This window comes from Flavobacterium sp. UMI-01, assembly GCF_019656315.1.
Lineage (GTDB): Bacteria > Bacteroidota > Bacteroidia > Flavobacteriales > Flavobacteriaceae > Flavobacterium.
This window is the reverse complement of the sequence record NZ_BPLU01000023.1, coordinates 94,719-112,330: the sequence shown is the minus strand read 5'-3', so window position 1 is coordinate 112,330 and position 17,612 is coordinate 94,719. Positions and strand designations below refer to the sequence as shown.

The 17,612-nt window shown below is 36.2% G+C and carries 15 protein-coding genes; 9 read left to right on the top strand and 6 right to left on the bottom strand.

Translation table 11 applies throughout. The features are described 5' to 3' along the window. The 3 genes from K5R64_RS09595 to K5R64_RS09585 form a co-directional block, all read left to right on the top strand. The coding region (locus K5R64_RS09595; protein ID WP_220763012.1) for a gliding motility-associated C-terminal domain-containing protein at positions 1-2,699 on the top strand (2,699 nt) is incomplete at its 5' end. A 128-nt stretch (positions 2,700-2,827) separates the two neighbouring features. Continuing rightward, positions 2,828-3,742 (top strand): type IX secretion system membrane protein PorP/SprF, encoded by a 915-nt coding sequence (locus K5R64_RS09590; protein ID WP_255580338.1) that lies wholly within the window; start codon positions 2,828-2,830, stop codon positions 3,740-3,742. An 11-nt stretch (positions 3,743-3,753) separates the two neighbouring features. Continuing rightward, entirely contained in the window at positions 3,754-5,697 is a 1,944-nt protein-coding gene (locus K5R64_RS09585) for an OmpA family protein (protein WP_220763010.1), read from the top strand. Between the two features lie 130 nt (positions 5,698-5,827). Here the strand turns inward: K5R64_RS09585 and K5R64_RS09580 are convergent, their stop codons facing one another. From K5R64_RS09580 to K5R64_RS09570, 3 genes are all read right to left on the bottom strand, one after another. Beyond that, positions 5,828-9,259, bottom strand: a complete 3,432-nt coding sequence (locus tag K5R64_RS09580) for a hypothetical protein (RefSeq protein ID WP_220763009.1) — start codon at positions 9,257-9,259, stop codon at positions 5,828-5,830. 173 nt (positions 9,260-9,432) lie between these two features. After that, the gene (locus K5R64_RS09575; protein WP_220763008.1) at positions 9,433-10,692 is read right to left on the bottom strand and encodes an aspartate kinase; all 1,260 of its coding nucleotides are present in this window, start codon (positions 10,690-10,692) and stop codon (positions 9,433-9,435) included. A gap of 29 nt (positions 10,693-10,721) precedes the next feature. Next, complete coding sequence (locus K5R64_RS09570; RefSeq protein WP_220763007.1) at positions 10,722-11,195, bottom strand: GNAT family N-acetyltransferase; 474 nt, start codon at positions 11,193-11,195, stop codon at positions 10,722-10,724. A 148-nt stretch (positions 11,196-11,343) separates the two neighbouring features. On the opposite strand from K5R64_RS09570, the gene fbp reads away from it, so the two are divergent. Beyond that, complete coding sequence (gene fbp, locus K5R64_RS09565; protein WP_220763005.1) at positions 11,344-12,354, top strand: class 1 fructose-bisphosphatase; 1,011 nt, start codon at positions 11,344-11,346, stop codon at positions 12,352-12,354. 75 nt (positions 12,355-12,429) lie between these two features. Here the strand turns inward: fbp and K5R64_RS09560 are convergent, their stop codons facing one another. Next, on the bottom strand, positions 12,430-12,861 hold the full coding sequence (locus K5R64_RS09560) for a TerB family tellurite resistance protein (RefSeq protein WP_220763003.1): 432 nt from the start codon (positions 12,859-12,861) through the stop codon (positions 12,430-12,432). A 108-nt stretch (positions 12,862-12,969) separates the two neighbouring features. Between K5R64_RS09560 and K5R64_RS17195 the strand changes: the two genes are divergently transcribed. The 4 genes from K5R64_RS17195 (at position 12,970) to K5R64_RS09545 (ending at position 15,769) form a co-directional block, all read left to right on the top strand. Then, a complete protein-coding gene (locus K5R64_RS17195; RefSeq protein ID WP_255580337.1) occupies positions 12,970-13,104 on the top strand; it encodes a hypothetical protein in 135 nt (44 codons plus the stop codon). 69 nt (positions 13,105-13,173) lie between these two features. Further along, positions 13,174-13,767 (top strand): HupE/UreJ family protein, encoded by a 594-nt coding sequence (locus K5R64_RS09555; protein WP_220763001.1) that lies wholly within the window; start codon positions 13,174-13,176, stop codon positions 13,765-13,767. A gap of 1 nt (position 13,768) precedes the next feature. Next, positions 13,769-14,200 (top strand): dCMP deaminase family protein, encoded by a 432-nt coding sequence (locus K5R64_RS09550; protein WP_220763000.1) that lies wholly within the window; start codon positions 13,769-13,771, stop codon positions 14,198-14,200. Beyond that, on the top strand, positions 14,201-15,769 hold the full coding sequence (locus tag K5R64_RS09545; protein WP_220762998.1) for a S41 family peptidase: 1,569 nt from the start codon (positions 14,201-14,203) through the stop codon (positions 15,767-15,769). Between the two features lie 3 nt (positions 15,770-15,772). On the opposite strand, the gene K5R64_RS09540 is transcribed toward K5R64_RS09545, so the two are convergent. Beyond that, the gene (locus tag K5R64_RS09540; protein WP_220762996.1) at positions 15,773-16,387 is read right to left on the bottom strand and encodes an FAD-dependent oxidoreductase; all 615 of its coding nucleotides are present in this window, start codon (positions 16,385-16,387) and stop codon (positions 15,773-15,775) included. A 2-nt stretch (positions 16,388-16,389) separates the two neighbouring features. Next, entirely contained in the window at positions 16,390-16,590 is a 201-nt protein-coding gene (locus K5R64_RS09535) for a hypothetical protein (protein ID WP_220762994.1), read from the bottom strand. 381 nt (positions 16,591-16,971) lie between these two features. On the opposite strand from K5R64_RS09535, the gene K5R64_RS09530 reads away from it, so the two are divergent. Next, entirely contained in the window at positions 16,972-17,556 is a 585-nt protein-coding gene (locus tag K5R64_RS09530; protein WP_220762993.1) for a DUF3109 family protein, read from the top strand. Positions 17,557-17,612 lie beyond the last annotated feature (56 nt).

The following is a 17,612-nucleotide window of genomic DNA, read 5'->3' as shown; positions in this document are numbered from 1 at the left end:
TAGGCGTCGCTACTAGAGATTACACCATTACACAAGCAGATATTGATGCCGGAAAAGTGACCAATTCAGCACTTGCCATGGGTCAAGATCCAGATGGAAACAATGTACAAGATGTATCAGGAACATCCATTGCAAATGATGATAGTACGGTTACTACTTTACCGACACAAGGGAAGTTAGCTTTTGTTAAAACAGCCGTTTACAATGGTGATCCAATGAAAGCTAAAGTAGGAGATAAAATCACTTATACCTTTACAGTAACCAATATGGGTAATGTTACAGTAAGCAATATTGGAATTAATGATGCCAAACTAGGTCTTACTAATTTGGCTTTAACCCCAAGTACTTTATTACCAAATGGCGTTGGTGTTGCTACACAAGATTATACCATTACACAAGCCGATATTGATGCTAAAATGGTTACCAATACGGCTATTGCCAAAGGTAAAGACCCAAGTGGTAATGATATAGAAGATACCTCAGGTACGGCAGTTGACAATGATGATAGTACGGTTACTACTTTACCGACACAAGAGAAGTTAGCTTTTGTTAAAACAGCTGTTTACAATGGCGACCCAACGAAGGCAAAAGTAGGAGATAAAATCACTTATACCTTTACAGTAACCAATACGGGTAATGTTACTGTAAACAATATTGGAATTAATGATGCCAAACTAGGTCTTACTAATTTAGCTTTGACCCCAAGTACTTTGTTGCCAAATGGCGTTGGTGTTGCTACACAAGAATATGCGATTACTCAAGCCGACATTGATGCAAAAATGGTTACCAATACGGCTATTGCCAAAGGTAAAGATCCAAGTGGTACTGATGTAGAAGATATCTCCGGTACCGCAGTTGACAATGATGATAGTACGGTTACTACTGTACCGACACAAGGGAAGTTAGCTTTTGTTAAAACAGCCGTTTACAATGGTGACCCAACGAAGGCAAAAGTAGGAGATAAAATCACTTACACGTTTACAGTAACTAACACAGGGAATGTTACAGTGAATAATATCGTGATAAACGATGCCAAATTAGGTGTTGCCAACATGGTTTTAGTACCCAATGTATTAGCACCAAATGCAGTAGGAGTGGCTACACAAGATTATACCATCACACAGGTAGATATTGATGCGGGTCAAGTGACCAATACCGCCATTGCCAAAGGGCAAGACCCAAGTGGTGCTGATGTAGAAGATACCTCAGGTACTGCAGTTGACAATGATGATAGTACGGTTACTACTGTACCGACTGTCTTTAGTATCGCATTAGTAAAAACAGCAGTGCTTTCGGGATCTGTTGCGGCTGGGGCTACAATTACATATACTTTCTCAGTAACCAATACTGGTAATGGAACTGTAAAAAACATAGTTGTCACTGATCCTATGGTAGGATTGACTATTCCTGTTGCTACTATTGCAACTTTGGCATCTGGCCAAACAAATACTATGATTACGGGTACTTATAGTGTTAAGCAATCTGATATTGATGCAGGTCAGGTAGTGAATTCAGCCTTAGCTGTTGGTAAAGATGTTAATGATAATGAGGTAAGGGATATTTCGGGTACAACAGTGACAAATGACACTCCAACTACGACACCATTGCTTCAAAGTCCGTCAATTAGTTTTACTAAAATTGGAACTTATCAAGATACCAATGGGGACGGTATGACAAGTGTGGGAGATAAAATCCAATATGCTTTCGAAATCAAGAATGTAGGAAATACGGCCTTAACAAATGTTACTATAACTGATACCAAGGCAATGGTTCAAGGTAGTGTTATTCCCGTTCTAGCAGTAGGTAGTACTAATAGTACTGCTTACACTGCAGAATATGTGATTACACAAGCGGATATAAATGCGGGAGTGGTATATAATTTAGCAACAATTACAGCAACTACACCAGTCATTGGGTTGCCAACTATCACCGCTGAATCGACTTACCCAATACCTTATCCTGTAGAATTTAATAACCCGTCGTGTCCTAATTGTACAGTGACATTGCTAGCACAATCGCCTAAAATTGCCTTGATTATGAAGGGAACTTTTCAAGATGAGAATGGTGATGGTCAGGCTCAAATAGGAGAAACGATTTACTACAACTATACAGTTATGAATATGGGTAATGTACCGCTTTCTAATGTATGGATAGAGGATACCATGACGGGTCATGATGAAAATGATGGAACAATTAGCTTGCCAATTGGAGGGGTTGATACTACTTCATTTACCTCGGTCTATTCTATTACTCAAGAAGACATCATAAGAGGAATGGTTTGGAATCAATCTAGAGTAAGCGGTAGGAGTCCATTAGGAGTAATCGTTCAAGATTTGTCAGACGACAATAGCCCATTGGAAGATGACGGTACAGTTGTAGATGCCAATGGTTGTGAAGTGAGAGCATTTAACGCAGTTTCACCTGATGATGATGGTCTAAATGATTTCTTTTATGTGAGAGGGATGGATTGCTACCCCGATAATTCCGTTCAGATTTTTGACCGCTGGGGAGTTAAAGTCTATGATGTTCGAGGATATGATAATGCAGGAAAAGCTTTTAGAGGAATTTCTGAAGGAAGAGTTACGGTTAATCAGTCTCAAAAATTACCTAGTGGTACGTATTTCTATGTGATTAAATATATAGATAAAGACGGTAAAGGTTTTGATAAAACAGGGTACTTGCATTTAATAAACGATTAGTATCCATTAATAACAAGGGAAAGAAATGTTCTTTTAGAATAATAATAAACTATGTAAGGTGTCTTTGGCTGGTTGTTACTAATAATGACAACGGAAAAAGACAGATGAAAAACAATAAATATCAACTTATGAAAACAAATTCTATCATACTTCTTCTATTGTTGGTAATGGTGTCTGGTTTTGCTCAACAGGATTCACAGTACACACATTATATGTATAACACAATGACCATCAATCCCGCTTATGCTGGAAGTAGAGGTGTAACTAGTATTTTTGGTTTACACAGAACACAGTGGGTAGGTTTAGATGGAGCTCCAGTTACTAACGCGGTGTCAATTCATTCCCCAATCCTAAATTCGAGAGTAGGAGTGGGATTGTCATTTGTAAATGATAAAATTGGAGCTTCGGATCAAAACAGTATTTCGGCAGATGTGTCTTATACTATTCCTACATCGGAAACATTTGATTTGTCGTTTGGAATTAAAGCAACTGCTGATTTGTTGAATGTGGATTATACAAAACTGGATCGATACCATACCAATGACCCTAAATTTCAAAACAATATTGACAATGTGTTTTCTCCCAATATTGGAGCTGGACTTTATTTGCATTCTGATAAAATGTATCTCGGTTTTTCGGTGCCCAACTTTTTTAACGTAAGGCATTTTGATGATAATATTTCGGATGCAGTAGTAGAGCGTTTGCATTATTACTTGATAGGAGGTTATGTGTTTGATTTTAGCCCAAATGTAAAATTCAAACCTGCTTTTTTAACAAAAATGGTTTCAGGTGCTCCGTTACAGGTTGATGTTTCAGCAAATGTGCTTTTGCAAGAAAAAGTTACCCTTGGACTCGCTTGGAGATGGGATGCTGCAGCAACAGCAATGGCTGGATTTCAAGTAAGCAATGGACTCTTCGTAGGATATAGTTATGATTTTGAAACGACCAAATTAGCAAATTACAATTCAGGCTCCCACGAACTATTTTTAAGGTTTGAATTGTTTACCATTCAAAAGAAAGTGATAACTCCAAGATTCTTCTAAAAGAAAAGCTTATGAAAAAGAATTATGTTTTAATGATGTTGCTTAGTTGCTTATTAGGGCCACTTTCAGCACAAAATAAGGATAATAAAGCAGATAAAGAGTACGATAGCTATGCTTATATCGATGCTATAAAAACATACGAGCGTATGTTTGAAAAAGGATATAAATCGCAAGATATGCTTTTAAAATTAGCTAATGCCTATTATTTTAATGGGGATTTAGAAAATGCGGCTAAATATTATAAAGAGCTTTTTGCAATGACCAAAGAGGTTTCTCCTGAATGTTACTATCGTTTTGCACAATCGCTTAAATCCATTAAAGAATATGCTTTGGCTGATGAAATGATGGCAAAGTTTAATAAGGAAAATGGAAATGATATAAGAGCAAAATTGGCAGCGAGTCAAAAAGATTATCTGGCTGTTATCAAAAAAAATTCAGGGAGATATACTATTGCTGATGCAGGAATTAATTCTCCCTATTCTGATTATGGCCCGTCTTATTACAAAAACAAGATTGTGTTTGCTACCGCTAGAGACACTAGTGGTTTCGTGAAACGAATGGATCCTTGGACTGGTGAAGGATTTACCAATTTATATGAATCTAGCGTCACTACCGATGGCAGCCTCGAATTAGCCAAACAACTTTCGAGAAACCTTAATACTAAGTTTCATGAAGCAACACCCGTTTTTACAAAAGACGGTAAGAGGGTTTATTTTACCCGTAATAATTATTTGGACGGAAAGCGAGGGAAGGACCTTAATGAAACGACATTGTTGAAAATTTATTCAGCCGAATTAGAGGGTGATAAATGGAAAAATTGTAAAGAGTTGCCATTTAATAGTGATAATTATAGTACCGCTCACCCAGCTTTGAGCGTGGATGAAAAAACAATGTATTTTGTTTCGGATAGACCAGGTACTATAGGGCAATCGGATATTTATAAAGTGGCGATTAATGATGATGGGAGTTTTGGAACTCCCGAAAATTTAGGAAGTAGCATCAATACCGAAGGGCGTGAAACCTTTCCTTTTATAACTGAAAAAAATGAATTGTATTTTGCTTCTGATGGACATCCTGGACTAGGTGGATTGGATGTTTTTGTGGTTAAAGCAAAACAAGACGGAACTTTTAAAGACGTTCTAAATGTGGGAGAACCTCTCAATAGTTCGAAAGATGATTTTGGATTTATTATTGACTTTAAAACAAAAATGGGCTACGTAACCTCTAACAGAGAAGGAGGGGCTGGAGGTGATGATATTTATAAAGTTAAAGAAATTAAACCCATTGAGTATCCGTGTGAACAAACGATGGAAGGTTTGGTTACGGATGTTGAAACCAAAGAAGCAGTTTCAGGTGCCAAAGTCAGTTTGTTTGATAGTAGTTACAAATTATTGAAAACAGTGACAAGCAATACTGATGGTAAATTTGATTTTGGGCAAGTGGACTGTGATACGAAGTATTATATTAAAACTGAAAAAGAAGCCTATAATACCGACGAAATTTCAATTTCGACTGCAGATAATACAGGTAAAACAGTGGTGCCTATTTCAATCGAAAAAACACTTAAAAAAGTAACAATTGGGGATGATTTAGCCAAAGCTTTTGGAATAAAAATTATTTATTTTGATTTGAACAAAGCTGATATTCGTCCTGACGCGGCATTAGAATTATCTAAAATTTTGGATGTAATGATGCAAAATCCTACTATTAAAATTGATATTCGCTCTCATACTGATAGTCGTCAGACGGAGGCTTATAATAAGAAATTATCTGAAAGAAGAGCCGATTCAACCAAAAATTGGTTGATTCAAAATGGAATCGATAGTTCTCGTCTTACAGCCAAAGGATATGGAGAATCACAGTTAGTAAATAAATGTGCTGATGGTGTAGAATGTACCGAAGAGGAACATCAGGCCAATAGACGAAGTGAGTTTGTCATAATTTCAATGAAATAAATTAGTTAGGTTTATATTTGATTGTGGGTAAAATGGAGTGTCGCATAAGTGATGCTCCATTTTTGTTTTCTAACCCTGCCAGATATATTCAAAGATAGTGCGGAACCCTCTCGGTTTTGTTCAGAGAATATTAAAAATAAGCTCTCAATTGAATAGTACCTGTATGAATGGTTTTACTGGTTTCGCTTTTTCGACCTAAGTAGTTGAAATTGATGTCTAGAAATTGAGTGATGTTTTTTTGTAACAGTAATTTCCAAACGATATTTTGACCCGTTTGCAATCCCTCTAGCATCTGAAAGCCCACAGAAGAAAATTCATTGCCGTCAAATTTATTTTGGTAAAACGAAACTTCTCCATTTAGCGTAATGTTTTTGGTTCCCGAATAAGAAATGGAAGTTCCAAATCTATTCTGAATTAAAGTTTCTAAATCGCCTATTTGGTTTTTCTTCTGTTGTAGTTCATAGAAAATATCCCAACTGGTATTTTTTGAAAATAAGTAACTGATTTTAGGAGCCAATTGGTATCCTGTAATCGTATAGTTTTTTAAAGGATAATTTTCAGACGATACACTTGTAGCTATAGATTTGGTGAAAAAACCAAACAACCAACTTTTACGATACAGATGGTTGTATTGCAATTGGTGGGAGTGATTAGCGGTTTCTTGTGTCCCATTAGATAGTAAATTTTTAGCCTTGTTTTCGAGATAAGTATAGGTTACAGAATGGTCTTGTTTGCCTCGATTATAAAATAAACTGTTGCGAAAATTGGAACTCAAACCCAATACATTTTCTGAAGAATTGGTAAACGGATTGAGTTCAAAATTTGCGCCTTCATTTTTTGTTTTTCTATTGATGATGAAATTCGTTTGATTGTAGAAATAAGAAGCCCATTTTAAAAATCCAGTTTGATTTTGCCATTGTGCTGGATTGATAATTAAGGATTGTGCAAATTTGGTTTGATGGGTTTTGATATAAACCAAATTGGGTAAAAAAACTTGAATATATTTTGCTTGGTCTAAAAAGGGGGCAATTTCAAATTCTTGTAATTCTTGGATACCATTATTGTTGTAGTCATTCCACATGTACACTCCTTGACCCGCTTCGACTTCGAGAAATGTGTATTCTTGTTGAGGCAATGAGCCAGAGTTGGTTTCGTAAGTTGAGGTCGTTTGTAGGAGTTGATTCAAAAAACGGTCGTTGTAAATGAGCCTTGAGTTCAGTGTCGATTCTTTTCTTTGAGAGGTGTTTTCATAATGCAAGGTTCTGTAGTTGGCATACACGGTCAAATCGCGTGTGTTGGTTTGGATGACTTTCGATTTTAAGAAGTATGAATTGGAATGATTTACTCTTTGTAAAATAGCATTTTGAATGCTGTCGTTGGTTCTTTTTAAAAGGCCTACTTCAACAAATACTTTCGTACTGTCACCACGTCCCATGACAAATCCCCATTCATTGAACCTTTGGCTGTAAGGAGCCAAAGTTTGACTGTTTTTGTTTTTTGATTGATTGTCTTCGATTCGGTGGCTGTTTCCTATCCAATTTTTGCCGAAATGATACCGCAGCTGGGCTTGATTGCGTAAAAAAGTAGATTTACTTGTCGTAGATTCACTATTGAGATAACTTCCCTGTGTGGTAAAAGTCCACTGGTTGAGTTGTGCTAGTCCGTTGATAAGATGGCGGTTTCCTGAAAAAATACTCGAAAAATCAAGTTTTTCAAATTGATAGGTAAACAAAGCCTTTTTGGGAATTTCTTGTTTCGGATTCAAATTAAATTGTATTCCCGTCGTCAACAAACTTTGGTCTCCCTGATAGGTGGTATCGATATTCCAATCTCGGTCAAACTCTATGGAATAGAGGCGCTCTACGGAACTAAAATCTTTTTGAATATATTGGTATTTACCAAATACATCAATATTCCATTGGTTAGAATACAAACGTTGTTTGGCGTTTATTTTACCGCTTAAGCCTTGGTTGTTGTTATCGTCAAGCGAAGAAAAAAGATTTTTATCGGCATTACTCATGCCAATTTCAAAATCGACAACAGTTTTTTCTGAGGGGTTGTATTTACCCAAAAATGTAGCAACCTGTATTTTAGTGGGGGCAACCAGTTGTGTAATAGGTTCGTAATTCCCTTGCGGAATATTATTTACAGGAGCAACATACGTGTAAATTTTAGTAATGCTCGAATTGTTTTGGATAATATAATTGCCTTGGTTTACACCTACTAAACTAAAACGTACGTTGTAAAGGGTTTCATCTGGGTTGTTAGAATATTCGTAATAGATTGTATTGTTGGTAGTTCTTTGAGCGTATAAAATTTTGTTTTCAGCATACGAATCAACATAGGCAGAGGGAGCGGTCATCAAGGAAGGATTGTCGCCTGCTTCTGCTAAAATTTGAACCTGTTCAGTGGTTAGACTTTGTTGCACGGGTTGGTTTTTTACATCGTTTTCCGAATACAAATACCCTGCTAAACGCCAATTTTTATTTTCATGGGAAGCTCCTGCGTAGGTGATAAAACGGGTGTAATTTTGGTCGGTGTATTGGTATTCTACAGCAATACGCATTTCAGAAGTGATAGTAAAAAGCGAAGTAAAGGTGATTTCTCCTGCATTGTAATCGATGGTGTAATCATTGTTTTCCCCTCTTTTTAATTGCCGTCCGTTTACATACACACGTTCTGAACCTGAAATGACTAATACGTACAATTCGCCATTTTGGCCTTTTAATTTATAAGGGCCTTGATTGCCCTCGATTCCATTAAAATTACTTTTGGCGTATTGTCCTCGTACCAAAGCTGCTGAGGCAAAAATACTGGTTTTGTTTTCATCGGTTCCAAAATCAAAATGAGCAGCTAATCCTTGTACTTTTTTGGTGAAATTCAAAAATTGGGATTGCCGATTCTCTAGAAAAATATCGCCTGCCCGAATGTTCCATTTGTCACTAAAAAGTTCCATAAAAATATTATCAAACTGATCTAGTTTTTGAGAATAGCCACCATTTTGTATCGGGATATTGCTGTCTTGTAGAGAGGCTCGCAAACTTACGGTATTCGAAATCTTTCCTGTAATTTGTAGGTCCAGATTGGAGTTTAAAACGGCATTTTGGTTCGTGCCTATAGTGACTCCTCTGGTAATACTTCCCGAGGTGTTTAAGCCATCAAAGGGAGTGTTGTTACTCCTGTTTTTAGATTCCGTTTTATACAAAGGCTGGTTGGAAGCGGCATTATCAACAACGCTACTAGCATCATAGATTTGATATTTTTTAGTGAGAAAGTCGGGGTAGTTTAAATAATGCACGACCAGTGAATCTTTTTGTGTGCGCCATAGGTTTTCATTAAAAATTAAGGTGCCATTTTCAAAATTCACCTTATAGTAAATACTGTCGAGAGGCTGGTTAAGATGGTCTGTTATTTTGAAATGGTTGGGATTGATGCTGAAGGGTTCAAGTTGGATAGTGTTGCTAGAGGGTTTGATTTTTTTGGTTTTGTACAAAGAATGGGTTTCTTGTGCAAAAGCGCAAGAAAAGGAAAGCAACAATATAAACAGAAACTTTCTTAACATAGCGTGTATAACGTCAATAGTTCAAAAGTAGTGTATTCTGTAGAATTAATGTTTCTCTAGCACCACTTTTGACGGCAAATTTGGCTTGAATAAGAAAGGGCTACAATCGGTTAAGATGATAGCCCTTTCTGTTAGTATTCAATTCGTAATTGAATCGTATGTATTTGCTGCAATTATTGTTTTTCGCTAGTAATAATTTGCATGGTTTCTGTACTTACTTGTTTCAAGATTACCGTTTTGTCTTTTTCCACCATTTCAGCTGCTTGATCGTTAAAGTGTCTGATGGTATATAAAGTAACGTGTTCGTTATAATCTACTTTGAATTTTTTAGAAAGAACCGCATTTAAATCTTGGAAATTACCAAATTTATCTTCAACACAAACAGAGAAACTAATAGCAGAATTTTGGATTAAGTTCACTTTTATTTTAAACTCATGGAACAAAGCAAAAATTTCGCTGATGTGTTCTTCCATGATAAATGAGAAATCGATAGAAGAAAGAGAAATTAAGGTTTGGTCTCTTTTGACAATAAAACAAGGCAAATAAGGCTCTAATGCCATACCTTTAGAAACTACCGTACCTTTGAGTAAAGGGTTGATAAAAGACTTAACATACAAGGGGATTTCCTTTTTTTGTAGCGGTTGTAAGGTTTTTGGGTGAATAACCGTTGCTCCGTAAAAGGCTAATTCGATAGCTTCTCTGTACGAAATTTGATTTAACAAACTCGCATTTTCAAAATATCTTGGGTCAGCATTCATAACGCCAGGAACATCTTTCCAGATGGTTACACTTTCTGCATTCAAGCAATAAGCAAAAATAGCAGCCGTATAATCTGAACCTTCACGACCTAAAGTAGTGGTAAATCCATTTTCATCTGAACCTAAGAAACCTTGAGTAATGTTCAATGTTTTTCTTTTTACATTGTTGGCAATGTTCTTTTGTGTCAACTCCCAATCCACTTCGGCATCACGATAGTTGGCATTCGTTTTTACAAAATTACGTACATCAATCCACTGTGTTTGGATTCCCATAAAGGTCATGAAATGACTTAAAACAGTAGTCGAAATCAACTCCCCATAACTTACAATCTGGTCGTAAACAAAGTTGTAGTTAGGTGATTTGTTGTGTGATAAAAAGTATTCCAACTCCGTAAATTGATTGTTTACTGCTTGAAAAACTTCGTGATTTTCATCTTCAAATAAATCCAAAAGGATTTGATTGTGGTATTTTTTAACTTCCTGAACAGATGATTGTAGCGAAGGTGATTTGTCAAAATAATCTTTGATTACAAGTTCCAGCGCATTGGTGGTTTTTCCCATAGCTGAAACAACAAGTAATACATCTTCATAACCTACTTTTTGTAAAACATCGTAAACATTCTTGATTCCTTCCGCGTCTTTGACAGAGGCTCCACCAAACTTAAATACTCTCATGTTCTTAATTGTGATTTATTTTTTTTAATTTAATTTTTTTTGGCAAAATTAATAATTCTCGATTCATCTAGCCTAACCAGCTGCCATTCTTTTAAAATTTCAGCTCCTGATTGTTGGTAAAAATCAATGGCAGGTGTGTTCCAGTCTAAAACATTCCATTCCAGACGTTTTACTTTTTCTTTTTGAGCCAAAGCAACCATGGTTTCCAATAGTTTTTGGCCTACGCCATTACCTCTTTCGCTAGCTGTTACAATCAAATCTTCTAAATGGATGCTTTTGCCTTTCCAAGTGGAATATTTGTAATAATACAACGCCATTCCAATGATTTTACCGTTTTGCTCAGCAACAAATACCTCAAACAAAGGATTCTTACCAAAACCATCCTGAAGCAATTGATCAGTCGTAAGTTCAACCGCTTGAGGTTCTTTTTCAAAATGGGCCAATTCCTGAATCAATTCCAGAACGGCTTGCATGTCTTGTGGAATGCCTTTTCGGATGATCATAGCAATGGGGTTTGTATTTTTATAACAATCTGTTAAATAATTATTTCAGCAAATATACAATACTAACAAATTAGGTTTGTTTTATTATTTTCCTTTTCACAAAAAAAACGATATTTGTGACTTCAAACTAACTACAACGATTTCTTAAATGGAAGAACGCAACAAAACACTCGGAGAATTTATTATTGAAAACCAAAAAGCGTTTCAATATTCGTCTGGAGAATTGTCCAGAATCATCAATTCCATTCGCTTGGCTGCCAAAGTGGTCAGTTACAAGGTGAATAAAGCAGGATTGGTTGATATTACAGGAGCTGCTGGAGAGCAGAACATTCAGGGAGAAGACCAGCAAAAATTAGATGTCTATGCTAATGAAATTTTCATCCAAACGCTAATCAATCGTGAGATTGTATGTGGTATCGCATCGGAGGAGAATGATGATTTTATTACGGTGAGAGGAAATGACAACAAGCACGCTAACAAGTACATCGTTTTGATGGATCCTCTTGATGGTTCGTCAAATATCGATGTAAACGTGTCGGTGGGAACTGTTTTTTCAGTGTACCGCAGAATCACTCCTATTGGGACACCTGTAACTTTGGAAGATTTTTTACAGCCTGGAACTTGTCAAGTGGCAGCAGGTTATGTAATTTATGGTACTTCTACTATGTTAGTGTACACTACAGGACATGGAGTGAACGGTTTTACATTGAATCCTGCCATTGGAACATTTTATTTGTCACATCCTAATATGCAGTTTTCAAAAGACGGACATATTTATTCGATTAACGAAGGGAATTATATTCAATTTCCGCAAGGGGTAAAAGACTACATCAAATATTGCCAGTCTGAAGAAGGTGATCGTCCTTATACGTCACGCTATATAGGAAGTTTGGTTTCGGATATTCATAGAAATATGATTAAAGGAGGAATTTATATTTATCCTACGAGTTCTAAAGCTCCTAATGGTAAATTGCGCTTGTTGTATGAGTGTAATCCTATGGCTTTTATTGCGGAACAAGCTGGAGGTAAGGCTTCGGACGGTTTTAAGCGTATTATGGAAATTAAGCCTAAAGAACTTCATGAAAGAGTGCCCTTTTTCTGTGGTAGTTATAATATGGTGGAAAAAGCGGAGGAGTTTATGCGTAAAGCAAATCAATAATTCAAACTGCAACGGCTGTAAAATAAAAAAGCTCTTGAAACAATTCAAGAGCTTTTTTTATGGTATAAAAAGGTATTATTTGTACATGTTTTGCATTTCATAAGCAAACGTATCAAAATCAACTTTTTTGTCAACAAGTGATAATGCTTTAGCAACGATGTAATTCACATTGCTAGGCGTGAATCCTAAACCAATGGCAATTTTCTTTAAAACCGTTTCTTGTTTGTCACCTAATTGGTGATCTACATGAACCATTCTCACTAAGTCGTACAAACGCTCAAGGCGTTGGCTGTACAAGTAAGGAGGGTTTATGGGGTAAATGGCAGGATTTTCTAAAATTTCTTCGTATTCTGTAGCCGAAATTTCAAGTTTCGTAGCTAATTTGTCCAAAAAGTTTTTTTCTTCTGGCGCTACAACACCGTCAGCTAGAGCAACACGAACAATTGCAGAAAAGTGACCTTTGTTTCTTTGCTTGAATTCGCTATCAAATAAATCTGAAAATGACATAATTATTGTTTTTATATTGGGCAAAGATAATTCAATTTTTATTTTTTTAAATTCTAATTGTTAAATTTTTAATATAGAAAAAAAGACCACTAGTTTAAATTAAATTCTATGCGTTCAAAAACGGTTCAGGTCGTGTGTTTGAGACCTGTTTTAGCCAGTGAGGTAGAATTAAAAGCGGTTCTTGAGATGGAGAATAGAGGTGGTTTGGAGCAATTTAGAAGGGCTTTTGTCGTTTTCAATTGAAGGGAATGTTCCTTTTCAAAATAAATTGTAAGTTTACAATCCCATATCTTATTAATAATATAAAAACCTATGTCAGAATTTTTAATGTATTTTCAATTAGGATTTAAACATATCTTGGATGTTTATTCTTATGACCATATTTTGTTTTTAATCGCATTATCGGTTCCCTTTAGTTTCAAGGACTGGAAACAAATCTTGTTACTGGTTACCTTATTTACCTTAGGGCATACCATGTCCTTGTTGTTGGTTATTTTTGGGATTGTTGCAATAAAAGTCAGTGTGGTGGAGATGTTGATTCCAGTGACCATATTAATAGTGGCATTATTTAATCTTTTTACAGCTGGCAAAAGCAATAAGAAGGAAAGCATTAATTTGATTGTGTTTGTAACTTTGTTTTTTGGAATTATACATGGTTTAGGTTTTTCAAGCTATTTTAAATCTATTCTTTCTGGGAATACAGTTGGAAAATTATTGCCTTTGAGTGAGTTTTCATTGGGTATTGAAGTAGGACAATTAGTGGTTGTTTTTGTTATGTTGATTCTATCCTATATAGTGCAAACTTTTTTTAGATTTTCAAAAAGAGATTGGACCTTGGTGATGTCTGCGTTTATAATTGGAGTTGTAATACCAATGGTATTGGAAAACGAAATGTGGTTAAAGTAAAATGGAAAAATTAAAATTAAATAAATACGATAAGGCATACCTGAGGATTGCCACTGAGTGGGGGTTGTTGTCGTATTGCCAACGCAAAAAGGTAGGGGCAATTATTGTCAAAGATAGAATGATAATTTCTGATGGTTATAATGGAACTCCATCGGGTTTTGATAACTGTTGCGAAGACGAAACAGGATTAACGCGATGGGATGTGTTGCATGCAGAAGCCAATGCCATCTTGAAGGTGGCACGCTCGACCCAATCATGTGAAGGGGCTACTTTGTATATTACGCTTTCGCCATGTAAAGAATGTAGTAAGTTGATTCATCAATCGGGGATTAAAAGAGTGGTGTATCATAATGGATACCGAGATAATTCAGGAATTGAATTTCTGAAAAAAGCGGGGGTGATTGTGGACCACATTGAGGACTTAGAAGATTAGATGAAAATCCATTCAAAATATTTGCCCTTTTTATTTGGAGTTACTTTAGCTGTAGGTGTGGTGTTGGGCGAATGGATGCAAACTTCTACCCAAACGCCTTTTTTGGCTACCAATAGTGCTAAAGACAAGCTTAGTCAATTAATTGATTTTATTGAAAATGATTATATCGATGATGTTAATACGGATTCGATTGTTAATCTCACTGTGGATAAAATCATGAAACAACTCGATCCTCATTCTGTATATGTGCCTACAGAGGAACAAATGCGGGTTGAAGAAAATATGCGAGGTGATTTTGTAGGTATCGGGATTAGTTTTTACATGTACAAAGATAGCTTGGCAGTTATTCGCCCTATAGAAAACGGTCCTTCGGCCAAAGCGGGAATAAAAGCGGGCGACCGAATTTTGTATGCTAACAACACTAAATTGTTTGGACGTAAATTGCCTAATGACAGTTTGTTTTCTCAGTTAAAAGGCACTCGTGGTTCATCGGTTCAGTTGGTGGTTTATAGAAAATCACAACGCAAATTAATGCGTTTCAATTTGGAACGAGAAGTGATACCTTTAAAAAGTGTAGATGTTGCCTTGCTGTTGAAACCTCACAAAGGATATATAAAAATCAACCGTTTTGCTGAAACTACGTTTAAGGAATTCAAATCCGCTTTGTTGCAATTGAAAAAAGCAGGAATGACCTCAGTAATTATTGATGTTAGAGATAATGGTGGAGGCTATATGGAGCAAGCGATAGCGATTGCTGATGTTTTTTTGAAAAAAGACCAACTCATTGTTTTTACTAAAAATAAAAAAGACATGGTTGAAAAGACATTTGCGACAGGGAATGGCGTTTTTAAAGAAGGTAAAGTAATAATTTTAATCAATGAAAATAGTGCTTCTGCTAGCGAAATTTTAGCAGGGGCTATTCAAGATAATGATCGCGGAGTGGTGGTAGGTAGGCGGTCTTTTGGGAAAGGCTTGGTGCAACGCGAAATGAATTTCCAAGATGGATCGGCAGTAAGATTGACGGTAGCGAGGTATTATACGCCTACTGGTCGTTCGATTCAAAAATCATATAAAAAAGGAAATGAATCTTATTTTAAAGAAGCAGAGTCTCGATTTTTGTCGGGAGAATTGTATGCTAAAGATAGTATAAAAATAGCAGATAGTTTGCAATTTAAAACGCCAAAAGGGCGAATCGTCTTTGGGGGTGGAGGAATCGTTCCGGATATTTTTGTACCTCTCGAAACAGATAATCCCAATGTGAATTACCTCTTGCAATCGGGGATTGTAGGGAACTTTGTTTTTGAACAATTAGATAAACATCGTAACGATTTTAAACAGATGGCTTTTCGGAAATTTTTGACTCAAATGGAGCAAGAAGAGGTCTATTACAAACGCTTCCAAGAATATATCTATAAAAATAGGTTGGCGCTCAATCTTTCAGGTAGTCAAGGGGTTGTTAAGCGTTATTTACATGCCGAAATGGCTCGTCAATTGTATGGAGATAATGCGTATTACGAACTGCTTTTAAAAGAAGATAAGATGATTCAAAGAGTGTTGATGGGGAAATAAATGTTATTTTACACGGATGCTGTCGTGAGAATGGGTTTGTTCTCCTTCATTCCAAAGTGTTAATATATCCGTCGCCACAGCGGCGCCACTACCTGCAGCAATAGCGAGTTGGCTTCTCCATCCTGCCAAAGTGCCTATAACATAAATTCCATCGGTAACTTTATGGTCTGTGTTTTGCAATTGAATGCGGTTTTTTATAGGAAGTGCCTTTTGATGAGGTATAACATAAGGCATTAAACCTTCGATAGCAAAAGTGTTGGCAGAGCCAATACCTATAACCACTATTTCAGCAGTATAAGTGTTTTTGTTAGTTGTGATTTTAAAATGAGGTGCAGTGCCTTCAACCGATAGTACTTTTTCGTTCGGTATTTGCGTGACGTGCGGATAAGTCTCCGCTAAATGTTCGGTAGAGCTGTTGAGCAATTCTGAGCCTAAAGTTCCTGGAGCAATTCCGTAGGCGTTGTAAAAAATAGCATCCTGAAGTGCTGATGTTTTTTGGTGAGTGATGATGCCTATTTTTTTGCTTTTTGCAAATGCTTTGTATTGTGCTGACCCTAAAACCAATGCGCAAGAAACACTAGAAACACCGCCACCAATAATTAAAACATCAAATTTCATGTTTATTTGTCGTTAGTTTTTTCTTCAATTTTTTTGGACATCTTAAAAATTAAAAGAATTAAAACGGCGCAAAACGAAGCTGCAATTCCAATGAATGCTACGGCGCTATCGCCGTGGAAAGGATCTTTAAAATCTAACATTGTGATGTTGAAAATTATTAGTGCGACAGCTAAAAACACTAATATGTTGATAAAGATTTTCATAAGAAGTTAATTTGTTTTGGAGTAAAGACTTAAATAGGGGTGTTGTGCTAGTTATTGTGGCCTTTTTAAGACCTTTACAGATTAAATTAGGGGGTAAAATTATAAAAAAAATATGGAACCCGATAGCGCTTTAACATTAACTGCAAATTTTTTAACAGCGCAACGCTACAGTGTTTTTTTGTTTTTTGGAAAACTATGACAAAGAATGATAAGGGAGTTGGTATAGCATGACTGCGTTTTTAATGGATTAGAAATGATATTGATTTCCAGGGTAAAGTAGGGTAATTTGTCCTTGAAAAATGTTAATAGCTTTGTTTTGTTTCTTCGATATGTTTTTGTTTGACTACCTTTGTACTTTAATAAATAAAGTAATTGTAATCCATGTTTCAGTTAGGGAAAACCATTGTTTCTGAAGATATTTTAGAAAAAGAATTTGTTTGTAATTTATCGGCTTGTAAAGGGGCTTGTTGTGTGGATGGTGATGCGGGAGCACCTTTGAGTAAGGAAGAAGCTAAGATTTTGGAAGCTCTTTATCCTAAGGTGAAACCATTTCTTCGTCAAGAAGGAATTGCTGCTATTGAGGCTCAAGGGGCTTGGACTACTGGAACAGACGGTGATTTAGAAACGCCACTTATTGATAACAAAGATTGCGCGTATGTAATTTTTGATGGTAAAACAGCTTTATGTGGTATTGAGCAGGCCTACAATCAAGGAATTGTGGATTGGAAAAAGCCAGTATCTTGTCATTTGTATCCCATACGCATTAAAGATTTTACCGAGTTTGCTGCGGTGAATTATGACAAATGGGACATCTGTGATGATGCGTGTTCGTTGGGCCAGGAATTGGAAGTTCCGGTGTATAAATTTGTCAAAGAAGCGTTGGTAAGACGATTTGGAGAGGACTGGTATGCGGAGTTGGATTTGGTTGCTCAAGAATGGAAAAAACAAGGTTCAAGAAAACGTTAAAACCCTTTGTTTTTGCTGTATTGAACCGTATGTTTTAAGCAATTATTTGGAATTGT